The sequence below is a fragment of the Paenibacillus sp. FSL R5-0908 genome (assembly GCF_038006245.1).
GTDB lineage: Bacteria > Bacillota > Bacilli > Paenibacillales > Paenibacillaceae > Paenibacillus_AQ > Paenibacillus_AQ odorifer.
Genome location: NZ_JBBOUV010000001.1, coordinates 5,665,550 through 5,682,443 on the forward strand (window position 1 = coordinate 5,665,550; position 16,894 = coordinate 5,682,443).

The 16,894-nt window shown below is 44.3% G+C and carries 14 protein-coding genes; all 14 read right to left on the bottom strand.

Features of this window, described 5'->3' with window-relative positions:
* Positions 1–54: 54 nt before the first annotated feature.
* On the bottom strand, positions 55–1,980 hold the full coding sequence (locus MKZ09_RS25865) for a stage V sporulation protein D (protein ID WP_076205183.1): 1,926 nt from the start codon (positions 1,978–1,980) through the stop codon (positions 55–57).
* Between the two features lie 79 nt (positions 1,981–2,059).
* Entirely contained in the window at positions 2,060–4,294 is a 2,235-nt protein-coding gene (locus tag MKZ09_RS25870) for a penicillin-binding transpeptidase domain-containing protein (RefSeq protein WP_076136532.1), read from the bottom strand.
* 46 nt (positions 4,295–4,340) lie between these two features.
* A complete protein-coding gene (locus MKZ09_RS25875) occupies positions 4,341–4,733 on the bottom strand; it encodes a septum formation initiator family protein (RefSeq protein ID WP_036683668.1) in 393 nt (130 codons plus the stop codon).
* 23 nt (positions 4,734–4,756) lie between these two features.
* Entirely contained in the window at positions 4,757–5,710 is a 954-nt protein-coding gene (gene rsmH / locus MKZ09_RS25880) for a 16S rRNA (cytosine(1402)-N(4))-methyltransferase RsmH (protein ID WP_036683671.1), read from the bottom strand.
* 36 nt (positions 5,711–5,746) lie between these two features.
* Entirely contained in the window at positions 5,747–6,184 is a 438-nt protein-coding gene (gene mraZ / locus MKZ09_RS25885) for a division/cell wall cluster transcriptional repressor MraZ (protein WP_036683674.1), read from the bottom strand.
* Between the two features lie 263 nt (positions 6,185–6,447).
* The gene (locus MKZ09_RS25890) at positions 6,448–7,719 is read right to left on the bottom strand and encodes an adenosylhomocysteinase (protein WP_179089565.1); all 1,272 of its coding nucleotides are present in this window, start codon (positions 7,717–7,719) and stop codon (positions 6,448–6,450) included.
* A 36-nt stretch (positions 7,720–7,755) separates the two neighbouring features.
* On the bottom strand, positions 7,756–9,387 hold the full coding sequence (bshC, locus tag MKZ09_RS25895; RefSeq protein ID WP_076205191.1) for a bacillithiol biosynthesis cysteine-adding enzyme BshC: 1,632 nt from the start codon (positions 9,385–9,387) through the stop codon (positions 7,756–7,758).
* Positions 9,388–9,617: 230 nt separating this feature from the next.
* Complete coding sequence (locus MKZ09_RS25900) at positions 9,618–10,538, bottom strand: ABC transporter ATP-binding protein (RefSeq protein WP_036683682.1); 921 nt, start codon at positions 10,536–10,538, stop codon at positions 9,618–9,620.
* Complete coding sequence (locus tag MKZ09_RS25905; protein ID WP_036683686.1) at positions 10,535–11,530, bottom strand: ABC transporter ATP-binding protein; 996 nt, start codon at positions 11,528–11,530, stop codon at positions 10,535–10,537. The genes MKZ09_RS25900 and MKZ09_RS25905 overlap by 4 nt, the downstream gene beginning before the upstream one ends.
* 11 nt (positions 11,531–11,541) lie before the next feature.
* Entirely contained in the window at positions 11,542–12,477 is a 936-nt protein-coding gene (locus tag MKZ09_RS25910) for an ABC transporter permease (protein WP_036683689.1), read from the bottom strand.
* Between the two features lie 3 nt (positions 12,478–12,480).
* Positions 12,481–13,413, bottom strand: coding sequence for an ABC transporter permease (locus MKZ09_RS25915; protein WP_036683691.1), 933 nt, complete (start codon positions 13,411–13,413; stop codon positions 12,481–12,483).
* Between the two features lie 221 nt (positions 13,414–13,634).
* Complete coding sequence (locus MKZ09_RS25920; protein WP_076136535.1) at positions 13,635–15,344, bottom strand: peptide ABC transporter substrate-binding protein; 1,710 nt, start codon at positions 15,342–15,344, stop codon at positions 13,635–13,637.
* A 150-nt stretch (positions 15,345–15,494) separates the two neighbouring features.
* Entirely contained in the window at positions 15,495–15,881 is a 387-nt protein-coding gene (locus MKZ09_RS25925; RefSeq protein WP_036683696.1) for a DUF3397 domain-containing protein, read from the bottom strand.
* A 21-nt stretch (positions 15,882–15,902) separates the two neighbouring features.
* Complete coding sequence (locus tag MKZ09_RS25930) at positions 15,903–16,865, bottom strand: ketopantoate reductase family protein (RefSeq protein ID WP_076205194.1); 963 nt, start codon at positions 16,863–16,865, stop codon at positions 15,903–15,905.
* Positions 16,866–16,894 lie beyond the last annotated feature (29 nt).

A 16,894-nucleotide genomic window follows, 5' to 3' on the forward strand; every position in this document is an offset into this window, starting at 1 on the left:
GTAATCCCTCACTCTACATTTTCGGATACGAGCTGAAACCTTATACCTTAATCATTATTCACTAGATGCTCCCATATAAATCCTGATGGTTGAGCCCTGTTCTACTCTGGCCCCAGCCTTAGGAGCTTGATTGATGACCGTATTTCCTGTGCCTGAACGTGCAAGATTAAAATTCATATTTAAATCCTCATAGATATCCTGCACCGTTGCTCCGGTAAGATCAGGTACGGTCACTATCGGAGTTTCGCCATACTTATAAGTTTTGGGAAGCTGATCACCGCGCTCCGGAATCTTCATATAGTGCAGCGAGTCTTCCAAAATATTTTGCACGATTGGAGCTGCAACCACACCCCCAAATTGAATCCCTTTCGGATTATCCACGGCAGTGTACACAACGATCTGAGGATCGTCCGCTGGCGCAAAGCCAATAAAAGAAACAATGTGCTCTGTTGGAGAATAACGTCCATTTACAACCTTCTGTGCAGTACCCGTCTTGCCACCTACACGATAGCCGTCAATAAAAGCCGGCCGTCCTGTGCCTTTGGCAACCACGCTCTCAAGTGCTGCCCGCACCTTCTTTGATGTTTCCTCCGAAATGACCTGCCGCACAAGCTCTGGTTTCACCTCTGATACAGTCTCTCCAGTAACCGGATTAACCCATGCTTTTGTTACATGCGGTTTATAGAGATTGCCGCCGTTAATAGCCGCGGATACCGCAGCAATCTGCTGAATAGGCGTAACCGAAACCCCTTGACCAAAGGCTGTAGTCGAAAGCTCTACCGGACCTACTTGATTGAGCTTGAACAGAATACCATTAGCTTCCCCATTCAGATCAATTCCCGTTTTGCTGCCAAAACCAAAATCACGAATATATTTGAACAGTGATTCTTTTCCCAGCCGTTGCCCTAACGCTACAAACCCAGGGTTACAGGAGTTCTCAACCACCTGCAGAAAGGTTTGACTACCGTGGCCTCCCTTTTTCCAGCAGCGCAGCTTTGCGCCTGCCACCTCGATAAACCCCGGATCATAGAAATGATCATTCTGAAGATCTACTTTACCTTCCTGCAGCGCAGCAGCCAGAGTGATGATTTTGAACGTTGAACCAGGTTCATAGGTCATCCAGATAGGCAGATTCCGGTTGTAAATCTGCGCATCATATTCCTTGTATGATGCTGGTTCATACCCCGGTCTGCTAGCCATGGCTAGTATCTCACCATTCTTCGGATTCATAGCTATAGCCCAAGCACCCTGCGCCTGATATTTTACCATAGCCTGATCAAGCTCACGTTCCATAATGGACTGGATCTGTTTATCAATCGTCAGCTCCAGATTAAGTCCGTCTTGAGGGGCAGAATATTTCTCAGATGAGCCAGGCATAAGTCTTCCGCCCGCATCAGACAAATAAGAAATATTCCCGGCTATGCCTTTGAGCAGATTGTCATATATACTCTCTACTCCTGTAATACCCTGGTTATCTATACCTGTGAAGCCTAGAATATGCGCGGCTAAATCGCCGTAAGGGTAATACCTTTTGCTGTCCTCAGCGACAACGATGCCCGGCAGCTGCAAATCACGGATGCTCGCGGCAAGATCCATCGTAATTTTGCGGCCGCCGGGCTGAAGTTTCACCGACATTTCTTTTTTGGACAGCAATGTCATCAGCTTCTCCTCAGTCATCCCAAGCAGTGGAGCTAATTGCTGTGCTGTCTTTTGCTTCTCTTTTACCTGCACCGGTACTGCATACACTGTAGGTGTGGTGATATTAGAAACGAGCGGCACACCTTCACGATCCATAATTTCACCACGTTTAGCGGTAAAAGGAATATTGCGGCGCAAGGAATCTTCTACCTTCGCAGTCAATTCCTCGCCTTGAGATAGTTGCACATACGCAAGACGCACGACCAGCGAACCGAATAACACTGCCAGTCCCAGCAATGTCCACAGCATTCTCCGCCGTGTTACGACTTTGGAAACCTTCATTCCGTTCTCCCCCACTTTCAACAATAGACATGAGCTCTTATCTTCATGACTATTCGGGACAAACAGGGGTTAGAACAAGCTATGTTCCGCTATCGGAATCTGTTCCCTCATCAGCAGGCGGGGCCACGGGAATATCTTCGCCATAATCATTTAATGGCTTCATTTTCAAGGTGACCAAGGTCTTGCCATTTTGCGTTCCTACAATCTGTTCTGAGACGTAACCTTCACCGTCTACCGCAATCTCTACTTTTAGTAGAGTTAGAATTTCAAGTGCATCACGCAGGGATTCCCCTTTTAAATCTGGAATGGTAGGCTGAGCCCCCTGCGGACTTAATAAATAGATCCGTTGCCCTGTAGCAAGCTTCGTACCTGCCTCAGGATATTGACTCTCTACAGTAGATCCTTCACCAACCACTACATAATCGAAGCCTTGATCCAAAAGTGCTTCTCTTGCTTCCTTCATCGTCTTGTCTGTTAGATCTGGTGTAGTCCGAAGTGCGACTGTTTCAGTCTTAGCCGGCTTTTTGCTGCTGCTATCACTAGCCTCAGACGCCAATTTAGGTACTCCCATGTATTGCAGAGACTGGGATACAATCTCTTTAAATACTGGAGCAGCTGCCTTACCGCCGCCAACCTCAACGTTCGGTTCGTCAATAATGACAATAACAGCGATCTTTGGATCATCAACAGGAGCATAACCAATAAAGGAGACAAGTACTTTGGATTTCACATAATCCTTACCTTCAACCTTGATAGCCGTTCCTGTCTTACCTGCCACGCGATAGCCGTCAATATAAGCGTTGCGGCCTGTTCCTTTTACTTGGTCAGCAACAACCTGCTCCAAATATTCACCCGTCTTCTTGGCGCTTTCCTCATCAATCACCTGACGCACTACACTAGGCTGAGTAACCTTTGTCTCACCAGTGTTAGGGTTTGTGACTTCCTTAACTACATACGGAGTCATCAATTTCCCCCCATTAGCTATAGCAGATACGGCAACTAGCTGTTGAAGTGGGGTTACTAGCACTTTACCGTGTCCATATGCGAGTGTCGCAATTTCTATAGGACGTCCAAGGTTAGGGTTAACGACCCCGCTTACTTCTCCTGGCAGATCGATTCCCGTTTTCTCATTGAAGCCAAAATCATTGATATACTGTAATAGCTTGTCCTGTCCGAGCATTTCATATAGCTTAACGAATAGAACGTTACTAGAACGTTTCACACCTTCAAGAAAACTAATTTGCCCCCATCCAGCATGATTAATATCATGCAGTGCCTTACTATATCCCTTTATCCGGATGGACCCGGACAAAAATGTCGCAACAGGATCAAAAAGCTTCTCTTCTACTGCGGCGGCAAGCGTTACAATTTTGAAGGTGGAACCAGGCTCGTATTTAGATTTAATAGCATGATTATAGAATCCCGCCCCATCGGCCCCGGTCTTCCAAAATTCATTTGGATTATAGGTAGGCATATTGGCTAATCCCAAAATCTCCATCGTGTTCGGATCAGCAGCAATGACACTCATACTTTTTGGCTTATATTGCGCATACGCCTTTTGCATGGCCTCTTCTATATAATGCTGGATCGTACTATCGATTGTAAGCTTGAAATTACTTCCATTTACTACTGGCTTATAGGTATCTTGTGAATCCGGCAATTTTACCCCTTGACCGTCACTTTGATAAAGCAGCTTGCCATCGGCACCCTTAAGCTCCGTATCAAAGTATTTTTCCAGTCCCATGATAGCATTGCCGTCCCTATCTGTATAACCTAAGATATGTGCAGCTAATTCATCTTTTGGATAATATCGCTTCTGCTCTCTAACAAGCCCAATACCGGTCTCTTGAATTTTATGTTCTTTACCTAGAGCTATATAAAATTCTTTCACCTTATCGGCAAGCTCCTGATCAATCTTCCAGCCTTCATTACGAATTTCACGGTTCTTGAGGTAAGCACCCGTCTTTTCGTCCTTGGCTTCAACCAACTTACGCAGCTCATCCTCTGGTTTGCCGAGCAATTCGTGTAATCCTGTGATGACCTCTTCCCCGATGCCTTGTTGTTGAATCACTTCAGGATTCACCACCACGGTATAAGCAGGGACGTCACTAGCGAGCACACTCCCGTTACGGTCAGAAATCGTACCTCGCTCCGCTTTGATAGTTGAGGTATGCGCCCAAAGTGTGGCCGCCTTTTCCTGCCATTCCTCACCTTGCATAACTTGAATCCAGAACACTCTAACGATCAAAACAAGAAAAAAGAGGGTAATACACCCTCCTATAAACAGCGTGCGAAGTTTTATTCTTTTCAGCATAAGCGAACCTCACAACTTTTTTTATTGCGACCTTGCCAATCGCTCACTAATTATCACCTGGAGTCGTTGCCGAGCTTGCCGGAATATAGATTGTTGCATTCTCATCCGGAGACACATAACCAAGATCCCGTGCTTTTTGGGCGACTTTCTGCTCTAGATTCTGCTTTTCCATCTGATACGTAGAAATCTGCTTCTTGGCTGTTGCAATATCCTGATCTAATTTCTGAGCCTGCAAGTTCAAATCATAAATTTGGACGTAACGTGAAATCAGGGTGATCGCCACCAGAACGCATACTCCTAGCGTCAGCATATACAAAAGTTTCTCTTGCAGCGGAAGTACTCTTCGTCTGGTAACTACTTTTGTCTTCTCGCGGTAAAGGGGGTTTACCTCTTCTTTTCTTTTGGGCTGAACTGCTAAATTGCCGCGGGTATAGGCCATCTCTGACTCTCCTTTATCGTCAATTACAATTTTTCTGCAATGCGCAGCTTAGCTGAGCGGGCTCGGGTATTAAGCTCAAGCTCTTCTTCAGAAGGCACAAGCGGTTTACGATTGATTAACTTAAGCGTGCCTTTCGCGCCGCATACGCAAAACGGAAAGTCAGGCGGGCATGTACATCTGCTTAAATAGCTGCTAAAAATTTGCTTGCAAATTCGGTCTTCGAGCGAATGAAAGGTGATGACGGATACTCTGCCTCCTGGTGCAAGGCAACGTACTGCACTATGTAGCCCTTCTTCAAAAGCACCCAATTCGTCATTCACAGCAATCCTTAATCCTTGAAAGCTACGTTTAGCGGGATGCCCTCCTGTTCTTCGAGCAGCTGCCGGGATACCTTCCTTGATCAGTTCTGCTAATTCTCCTGTTGTCTCAATAGGAGCTTCTTCTCTTCTGTCAACAATTTTTCTAGCGATTCTCCGCGAGAATTTCTCTTCTCCATATTGGAAAAGAACACGGGCAATCTCCTGCTCGGACCATGTATTCACAATTTCAGCAGCCGTCAAAAGTGCTGACTGATCCATGCGCATGTCCAGCGGAGCATCATGATTGTAACTAAAGCCTCGTTCCCCTTCGTCAAACTGGGGAGAGGATACGCCAAGATCAAAGAGCACTCCATCTACTTGGGGAATACCATCTGTTTGTGGCACAAAGGGCACATCCTTAAGTACACTCTCCAGATCACGGAAGTTAGTCTTAATAGTCACAACCTTGTCTCCGTATTCCGCTAATCTTTCTTTGGCGTTCTCCAAAGCCCAATCATCTTGATCCAAACAGATTAAACGGCCTTCGCCGCTAAGCTTGGAAGCAATAAGTGAGCTGTGTCCCGCCCCACCGAGAGTGCAATCTACATAGATTCCGTCTTTTTTGATGTGCAGCCCTTCTGTCGCTTCTTCCTTAAGCACCGTGATGTGGTGAAACAAGCTGCATCCCTCCAGGACAGTATTCGTTATTGTGTTTTATAGATCAAAATTGAAATCCACCAATTTCTCAGCGATTTCGTTGAACGATTCCTCGGACTGTTCGAAGTACTGTTCCCAAAGCTCTTTGTTCCAGATTTCCACCCGGTTCGAAACGCCCAGAATGACACAGTCTTTGTCCAGTTTGGCATACTGCCGTAAATTGGCCGGCAGATTTACCCTTCCCTGCTTATCCCAAACACATTCAGTTGCACCTGAGAAAAAAAAGCGGCTAAATGCGCGGGCATCTGATTTCATCAGCGAAAGGCTTTTAAGCTTTTGTTCCATGATTGCCCATTCTTCCATGGGATAAACAAACAGGCAGGAGTCTAGGCCGCGGGTCGTCACGAAGGAGGTTCCGAGCAATTCACGGAGTTTAGCCGGAATAATGATTCGGCCTTTGTCGTCAATGCTGTGTTGATACTCTCCCATGAACATCCTTTTTCCCACCCCTAATCCCCGAATCCCCACTTTACCCCACTTTTCACCACTTAAGCATAATAGATTCGCCATTAAAAATCAAAAACCTTTTTCTGGCCAAGGAAATTTTTCCTAAATCAGATAGATCGTTTCCCGAAAAACATTTCTCCACAGAAAAAAGCCATACAATCGGAATCTTGTCCGTTGCATGGCTTTGTTAAAAAAGTTGCTTCAGTTCAAGGTACACTGGTTAATACACTTTATTGTTATGCGTTCAGTTATTAATCGTTCAAATTCCAGCTGTCCAAATAATCGACTTGTGCCGGAGTGAGGCTATCGATGTTAATGCCCAGACTTTCCAGCTTATAACGTGCTACCTGCTCATCCAGCTCATAAGGAACATTTTCAACTTTTACGCCAATGCTCTTATAATTATCATTTACATATTTCAGCGACAGCGCCTGGAGTGCAAAGGTTGTATCCATAATTTCAGCAGGGTGACCATCAGCAGCACCCAGATTTACAAGTCTGCCTTCGGCAAGAAGATATAATTTACGTCCGTCACGAAGCTGGTACTCTTCGATATTTTTGCGAACGGTACGTTGGGATACGGATCTTTCCGACAACTCTGGCTTATTCACTTCAACGTCGAAATGGCCCGCGTTGCACATGATTGCTCCATCCTTCATCACATCATAATGTTCACCGCGAACTACATAACGGTTACCAGTTACTGTAACGAAGAAATCACCAACCTTAGCTGCTTCCAGCATTGGCATTACTTCAAAACCGTCCATATGTGCTTCAACGGCTTTAATCGCATCAACTTCTGTGACAACCACTTTTGCTCCAAGTCCTTTGGCGCGCATGGCAACACCTTTACCACACCAGCCGTAACCGACAACAACTACTGTTTTACCCGCTACGATAAGGTTGGTTGTGCGAATAATTCCATCCCATGCCGATTGGCCAGTGCCATAACGGTTATCAAACAAATATTTGCAGTAGGCATCATTAACCGCGACCATTGGGAACTTCAATACGCCTTGCTTTTGCAGAGCTTTTAGACGAATAATTCCGGTAGTTGTTTCTTCAGCACCCCCGCGAATATTCTCCATCAGATCAGGACGCTCCGAATGCAGTAATGTAGCAAAATCCCCACCGTCATCAATAATCAAGTCCGGTTTGCTCTCCAGTGCTTTGATATTAAGAGCTTTAAATTCTTCAGGAGACGGGTTGTATTTAGCAAATACTGTGATTCCATCCTCCACAAGCGCTGCACATACATCATCCTGTGTAGAAAGTGGATTCGAACCTGTAATGGTTACATCTGCACCACCAGCTTTGACAACCTTCGCCAAATACGCGGTTTTAGCTTCCAAATGCAATGTGATCGATACTTTCAGACCTTTAAATGGCTGTTCTGCTTCAAACTGCTCACGAATACGGTTTAGTACCGGCATATGCTGGCGAACCCAGTCGATTTTCAAATGCCCTTCCGGTGCGAGTGACATATCAGCCACGATACTATTTTGTTTAGATGAACTCATTATGAAACCTCCTAAAAGTTTTATGAAGCGATACTTCCATTACATATAAATGATGCGATGTGTTCCACTGTAATCCGGTTCAACCGTCATTAGCTCATCCAGCCAAGCAAGCCCGTACCGGTTCAAGTAATACATGATATTGTACACTCTTTCCTGCGGTTTACCCAGTGGCATTAACGACAGCTCGATCCGCTCCCATTGCCGGATTGCAGCTTCGTTCTGTTTTGCCATTGCATCTTGGGCTTTCGCCTGTAAAAAAGTAATCTGATCTAGAATCTTCTCTTTATTGTTATTCCCCAGCTTAAGCAGACCTGCCTGAACAGTCCCAAGCTGCTCAATCAGCGGTTCGTACATGGCGGCGAATGAGGTTTTGGTTTCTTCAAAACGACGTTCAATCCCCAGCTCATCCTGTGCGGCCAGCCATTCATGTCTTTTATGATCCAGTCCTTGTCTTACATCCTCAAAGCTAAGTTGATATTTATCCATATGCTTGTGCAGCGTACCTTCTACGACAGTAAAAGACATTCTAGGGATAATTAACGGCATTTCTCCCCCAATGGTCTCAAACGCATGATGCGGAATAGCCCAGTAAGCAATCTCACCTTGACCCAGCACCGTTGCCAGAACAGGCAACACATAATCCTGCATAAGTGGACGTGTCAGCACATTGTTGCTAAAGCGTTCTGGATGTGCCTGCACCTCCTCAAGTAATTCATCACGGGAAAAGGATACCTGACCCTTGCGATCCGTAAAGTTTCCGTCCTTCTTGAGAAGCAGAAGCCGTGTACCTTCATGAATATAAAAGAGGTTGGCATTGCCAGCTGTAACATCAGCCTGAAGCTCATATCCAGCGCCCACAATATCAGAAGCAGAATTCATATACGCTGTTTCCAGTGCATCATTCTGCGTAATTAGCGAAGTGAAAAATGGCTGTTCTAACTTACGTAAGTTGGGATCAGCAGAATCAAGCAGAATCAGACCAAATTTACCAAATAATGAACCCATCAGCTTGGCAAATGCATCCGTCATACTATCTGCTCTAAAAGAAGAAGTGCGAATGAATTCCATAATCTGCGGCTTAAAGTCGCTTTCCTGAAGCAGACCGTCTAACTGTTCTACTACCTGCTGCCAGCTTTCCTCTTCTACACGAATATCACTTACTGAGGAGCGTTTCTCTTCTGACTTTTCTATCTTAATCTTAGTAATCTCCTGCGTACGATTCAGTACATACGTATGATTCACTTCATCCCAGTCATGATCTTCACCTGCAATCCAGAATAAAGGAACTACAGGTCGGCCGAGTTGTTCAGCTGCTTCTTTTGCCGCCATAATGGTAGTTGCAGCTTTATATACCACTAACAGGGGTCCAGTAAATAGTCCGCTTTGCTGTCCACCTGTCACCACTAATGTCCCCGGCTGTTCTAAGAGCGCCAGCGAAGCCATCACCGCATCATGCGAGTTATGCTTTTCATTATATTGACGTAGACAGTCAGCAATCTGAGTCCGGTCGGCACGAAGGCTTTCTCTGCCATCTAGCCACTCCGCCCTTCTACTTCTACTTTCTTTATTGCGGAAATCCCCACCGTACAAATGACTAACCTTTTCAAAATGATCTATATAGTCGCGCGAGAGTGCAGATCCACCCTTGAGCGGTTCCGTTACAATATTCATTTGCTAGTGCCTCCAGTTCTACTAAGCAGTTATATGTAAATCCAAGTTCGTAAAAACTCTCTATGATTGTATCCAAAGTCAGGAGCCGCGTCAAAGTAAAACATGTCTTGATATCAGCAACACAGGTACAGCCAACTGTTCAATTATACTATAAAATCAATAAATAATATCCTAAATACATACAAGAGGCGAGAGCATAATGCTCCCGCCTTTGAAATCCTAAGTATAAATTATGCGAATTTTTTGCTGACAAAGTGGCCTTTAGATACTTCTACTAATTCAAAGTCACTGTCATTAGTCTTATCGTTAGCAGAATAAATAGGGCTGCCAAGCTCATCATGCAAGTGAATACGTTTTTTGTTGACTTCAATTTCCGGGTCCGGAACTGGAATAGCCGACAATAGGGATTTAGTATAAGGGTGGATAGGATTTGCATACAGCTCTTCACTTTCCGCCAACTCAACCATTTTACCCAAGTACATAACTGCTACGCGATCACTGATATGTTTAACCATGGACAGATCATGCGCGATGAAAAGATAAGTCAATCCCAGGCGATCTTGCAATTCTTTAAGCAAGTTAACGACCTGAGCTTGAATGGATACGTCAAGTGCGGAAATCGGCTCATCACAAACGATGAACTTAGGATTAACCGCTAACGAACGGGCAATCCCGATACGTTGACGTTGTCCACCGGAGAATTCATGCGGATAACGGGTTGCATGGTCATGGTTAAGACCAACCATATCCAGCAGTTCTTCAATCCGTTTCTTACGTTCTGCACGGCTGCCAGCCATTCCGTGAATGTCCAGTGCCTCGCCGATGATATCAGAAACCGTAAACCGCGGGTTAAGCGATGCGTACGGATCTTGGAAAATCATTTGCATGTCACGACGCATAGCCTTCATTTGATTTCCAGGCAATTTATAAATGTCTGTACCATTATATTTCACACTTCCAGCAGTTGGCTCATACAAGCGAAGAATCGTACGTCCAGCAGTAGTCTTACCACAACCGGACTCACCTACCATCCCAAGTGTCTCGCCCTCACGGATCGTGAAGTTAATATTATCAACAGCCTTAAGAACCTTACCTTTACCTACATTAAAATATTTCTTAAGACCTTCTACCTCTATTAGGTTCTTACTCAAGAGTACTGCACCTCCTTGGCCATCGAATGCAGATTCCAGCAACGCGCCATATGCGTTTCGCTGAATTCTGTGGCGCCGGGATCGATTTGTTCGCACACATGCATCGCTTCATTGCAACGAGCAGTGAACGGACAGCCGATCGGCGGCTTGATCAGATCTGGCGGTGTGCCGATGATCGGAATAAGCGGCTCGCCTTTCTTTTGGTCCAGACGCGGCATTGAGCGCAGCAGACCTTTGGTGTATGGATGTTGTGGATTTTTAAAGATTTCCCATCTTGTTCCGGTCTCCACAACCTCACCTGCATACATTACAATCACCCGATCACACATGCCAGCAACTACGCCCAGATCATGTGTAATCAGAATAATGGAGGTACCTAGTTTTTGCTGCATCTCTCTCATAACTTCCATGATCTGCGCCTGAATGGTTACATCTAGAGCTGTTGTAGGCTCATCTGCTATCAGCAAAGCCGGACGGCAAGCTAACGCGATTGCGATCATTACACGCTGGCGCATACCGCCTGAGAATTCGTGGGGATATTGGTTAAAGCGAGCCTCCGCATTTTTGATGCCTACTAATTTCAACATCTCCATACCTTGCTTTTTCGCTTCGGCCGCTGACATTTTCTGATGTTTAATCAAAACTTCAGTGATCTGTTTGCCCACTTTGATGGTTGGGTTCAGAGAAGTCATCGGGTCTTGAAAAATCATGCCAATATCTTTACCGCGAATAGATTCCATTTCTTTCATGCTTTTGTCTAGCAGATTCTGTCCTTGAAAAATAATTTCTCCCTTTTTCACTTTAGAAGGTGGAGAAGGGATCAACCGCATAATCGATTGAGCTGTTACACTCTTACCGCTGCCGGACTCGCCGACGATGGCAACCGTTTCGCCTTTGCCAATTTCAAAATTCATACCACGGACAGCTTGTACTTCTCCGCCCTTAACAAAAAAGGAAATATGCAAATCTTTGACTTGTAAAATAGGTTCCATCCATATTCCTCCTATTTCTTCAGCTTAGGATCAAGCGCGTCACGAAGACCATCACCGAAAATGTTGAAAGAAAGCATTGTTAAGCTGATTAGGATCGCAGGGAACAAGAAGCGCCATGGATAGTATAGCCAGCCGGTGAGTGAGTCATTGATCATCGATCCAAGTGAAGCAACAGGAGCTTGTACACCAAGACCCAAGAAGCTTAGGAAGGCCTCAGCAAAGATAGCATTTGGTACAGACAGTGTAATGGTTACGATAATCGGACCAACTGCGTTCGGCAGAAGGTGCTTGAACAACAGTCTCGCAGAACCAGCACCCATGGAACGGGACGCCAATACGAATTCGCGATTCTTGAGCTGCATAATTTCTCCACGCACAATCCACGACATCGTAATCCAGCCTGTAATGGTTAAAGCTAGGATGATTGTTCCAAGACTTGGCTCAAGAACGACCAAGAGCAAGATTACAACCAGCAAATAAGGAATAGAATACAAAATTTCAGAGAATTTATTCATAATATTATCTACACGGCCGCCGAAGAAGCCCATAATGCCTCCGTAGATAACACCGATGAACAAGTCGATGGCTGCCGCAGCAAGACCAACGATCAAGGAGATCCGTGCACCGTACCAAGTACGAACAAAGATATCACGACCAAGATCATCCGTTCCAAACCAGTGATCGGAGGAAGGGGGCTTATTGGTGCTCATCAAATCATTAGAATAATAGTTATATTTCGAGATAAAAGGTGCAAAAATCGCTGCAAGTACAATCAAACCCAGGATACCGAGCGCAGTCATCGCCATTTTATTTTGACGCAACCGTTGCCAAGAGTCTTTCCAAGCAGAGAGACTCTCACGCTGGATAACTTCGGCTTCTTTTTCATCTACACCGACTTTTTGAAAATCTTCCGGTTTTAGATTCAGCAAGTTATTTTCAGTAGCCACTATTTAGCCCTCCTTTCCTCCACTTAATTTCATACGTGGGTCAATCAATACATAAGCAATATCCGTAATAAAGCGGGCAACCATGAGTAATACACCATAGAAAATGGTTATCCCCATAATAACGGTATAATCACGGACACCAATCGCTTCCACGAACTGTTTACCAATACCCCCAACACCAAAGATCTGCTCGATAACAACCGAACCAGTTACGATGTTAGCTGTCATTGGACCCATATAAGTGACAACAGGTAGAATTCCGTTACGAAGTACATGGCGGCTCAGAATAGCCATCCAGCTCAATCCCTTTGCTTTAGCCGTTTTGATATAATCCGCATTCAAAACTTCAAGCATGCTTGAACGGGTCAAGCGGGCGATAAAGGCGATCGGCTGTGCCGAGAGCGCGGCCACGGGTAAGAAATAATAGATTGGCCCTTTAAAACCTGAAACCGGTACCCAACCCAGTTTGAAAGCAAATACGTACTGCAGTAATGACGCGACTACAAAGCTCGGAACCGCAATCCCCAGAACTGCCAGCACCATAGCTGCGCTGTCAATAAACTTTCTGTGATAGAGTGCCGCCAACATGCCGAGAAATACTCCGACAATAACCGCCACAACGATTGCGACGAGTCCCAGCTTCAGCGACGCTGAAAAGGTTTGACTGATCAAATGTGATACATCTTGATTTAGGCGTTTCATTGAGACACCTAGGTCACCTTGGATAATATCACCTAAATACTTAAAATACTGATGAGAGAGCGGCTTGTCCAGACCATATTGTTCCATCAGACGTGCTTTAATTTCTGGCGGTACCTTCTTTTCAGAAGTAAACGGATCCCCCGGAATAGCTTTCATCAAGAAAAAGGTAGCTGAAATCAATACAAATAAAGAAACCAACATATAGAAAAACTTATTTGCGACATAACGAACCATCCCCATCACACCTCCTCCGACAATTTTTGATACACATAATAATGATTTTATGAAAAAAACGGATTTTTGTCTATTTTCTTTATATGTTATTAATAACATTAATTAACAAATAGACAGGAGTACAAAAAAAAGGGATATATATGGAATTCCACATATATATCCCGAAGTATTCTGCAACTTCAGTCAACTAACTATTCTGTTGTAATTACTAAAGCAATATCTTAGTGCTCAAGCAAGTATCCGCGAGTCAAGTCAATTGCACCACTAAAGTCAAGAGTAACACCTTTAAGGTACTCTTTAGTCAGGGAGTTGTTAGTGTAGTAGTACAAAGGAATCAGAACCATATCTTGCTCGATGAGCAATTTTTCAGCTGCAGCAAACTTTTCTTGACGTACTGCCAAGTCAGTGCTTGTTTTAGCTTCGCTGATCAATTTGTCATACTCAGGGTTAGCGTAACCAGTATCATTGTTACCGCCACCTGTTACCCACATATCAAGGAAAGTCATTGGATCATTGTAATCCGCAGTCCAACCAGCACGAGCAACTTGGTAGTTCAGGTTTTGACGGTTTTCAATAAATACAGCCCACTCTTGGTTAACGGTTTGTACGTCGATACCAAGATTGTTTTTCCACATATCAGCAATCGCCAAAGCGATTTTCTTGTGACCTTCGCTTGTGTTGTAAGTCAGGGAGAATGTAGGCAGTTTATCCATACCTTCTTCTTTCAGACCTTCAGCAAGCAATGTTTTAGCTTGTTCTATATCTTCAGTGAAGTAGCTATCTTTAACTGCTGTACGGTATTCACCATCAGCACCAGCGATACCCGGTGGTACATAACCGAATGCTGGGAATTGTCCACCTTGTACTACATTGTCAATCAAAGCTTGACGGTTGATGGACATTGCAAGAGCTTTACGGATTTTAGCGTTTGTGAAAGGTTTTTCAGTGATATTGAATTCGTAGTAGTATACGGAAGCAATACCTTTACGGCTGAATTCGTTAGGAAGTTCTTTTTGCACGATTGGAATTTGTTCTGATGGAATTTCACCAGTTGGTCCACCGGCACGATCGTATTCACCGTTCTTGTAGCTGAGCAGTTCAGTTGCACCGCTGTTTACAAGGGAGAAGTCGATTTTGTTAAGTTTAATGGAATCTTTATCCCAATATTTATCGTTTTTAGTTACAACAAGTGTTTGACCTGTAGTCCACTCAGTAAGAGTGAAAGCACCGTTAACGATCATAGTATCTTTGCTTGTTGCCCATTTAGGATTACTCTCAATGGATTTGTGTACAGGGTAATAAGTGTAGAAGGAAAGCAATCCAAGGAAGTAAGGAGTTGGGGCTTCAAGAGTAACTTCGAGAGTTTTCTCATCAACCGCTTTGACACCTACTTGACTGAAATCAGTAATTTCCTTGTTGTAGAACTTTTGAGCATTTTTGATGTAGTACAATTGATAAGCGTAAGGCGCAGCGGATGCAGCAGCAGGATCGAGCACGCGTTTCCAAGCGCGAACGAAGTCTTCTGTTGTTACAGGATCGCCATTACTCCATTGTGAATCACGGAGTTTGAAAGTATATACCAGACCGTCAGCGGAAACATCCCAGCTTTCAGCAACACCTGGTTCAGCTTGACCAGATTCAGCATTCATGCGAGTCAGACCTTCGTACATTGTTGTCAGGACAGTGTGAGCTTGGCTATCTTGAGCCAATCCTGGATCAAATGTTGGAGGCTCAGAACTAAGGTTAATTCTCAATGTTTGGTCAGCAGCCAATTTTTCTTCTGTAGCTGCATTACCAGTTGCCGTGTTACCAGTGTTAGCATTGTTACCTTTATTGCCGCTGTTTGCATTGTTTCCGCCGCAGCCAGCAAGCACTGTGCCGATAACAAGTACTAATGCAATCATTAGCAATAGACTTTTACTCTTCTTCATCTAGCAGTTCCCCCTAAATAGAATGTGGTATATGGTTTATGATTATACAACCAGTGGTCAAAAAAATCTAGTGCAATGTTTTCAGAAAATATTTTTTTTTTAAAACTTTAAACTTTTGTGACGTTGACGCTTCACCGAAGCAGTGGAACGTTACATCGCTTGTGATATGTAGGTAATTAGCCCAACAAACATAAATAATAAATATCCGACGCTCATAAAAAAGAACGAAAGTCTCCAAACTGCCCGAAATAACCGCTTCCCATCTACCTTTCCTTTCATCCGATTTTGAGCTCCGCCAATCAGCCCAGCGGATATTAATACAATAATTAGTATAAGGTAAAACCCAAACCCGGAATTAAAGATGTTGTTAAACAATGCGGAGACCGACAATAATAAAAAAAATGTGGTCACGTCCATAGCGAGCATAAAAGTTTTCTTTTTATCTTTTTTTAAGCCTTTTCCAATGAAAAAAACGATCAAAAACGGCACAATCGGAATAACGCTTAAAGTAATAACCGAATCCATCAGCAGTCCCATAGCTTCACCTCTCCCCAGAGATCATACCCCAATACCTTCTACTAATTGGCAGAGCCAGCGATTCAATGGTGCCGACACTCCAGATCGTTCTGCCATTTCTACAAGACTTCCATTGATCCAACGAATTTCTGTGGTTCTTGAAGCAAGTACATCTGCCAGCATTGAAGAAATATTGCCAGACGTTAACCGGCACACCTGAAGGATGTTATCCCAAGCATCCTTATCATAAGTAATTTCACAGAAATCATACACCATTGTTGCTTCTTCAAAAACTTCCTTCATTAATTGGAGGCGTTGCTCTGAAGACAGCAGCTCCCCATTTGGAATACGCCAAATCGCCGTGAGTGGATTAATAACGGCATTGATCAAGAGCTTCCGGTAAATCATGGTATCCACTTCATTCGACAAAAAGGCTGCGAATCCTGCCATTATGAGAACTTCTATTAAATTATTCGCTTTTAAATCATTATGTATGCTATAAGCTTGTTCATCCACTAAGCTCCATTTCCCTATCCAAACCTCCCCTGCTCCTGCATGAATGACCTCAGTTAATGATTTGCGCTTCGCAGCCTCCGTAGTCACAGCTACATATAAATTGGCGTCCGGCAACAAGCCTCCCAACATCTCCATATGTCCTGTACCATTCTGAAAACAAATCATATGTACTTGCTCTTCCTTAAGTAGGGATAGAAATTCAGGCAAATCATTATGTAGAGTATTCTGTTTAACCGTTACCATGATCCAATCACTCGGCTCTTCCAGATAAGCACCAGCGAACTCCCCTATAGGCGCGGATAGAAACTGATCTTCCGAAATTGTTATCGGCTCGCGTTCATCCTCGTAGGTAACCGATAAGCCATCACGCCCTAATCGTTGGCATTGTTCTGCCCCTCGGCACCACAGTCTCACATCATTCCCGGCTTGGATCAGTCTCCCTGCCAGCAGCAGCCCGAGTGAACCTGCACCAATTATATCAATTTTCATATAACCCTCCTGCTGATCTTAAGCACAAT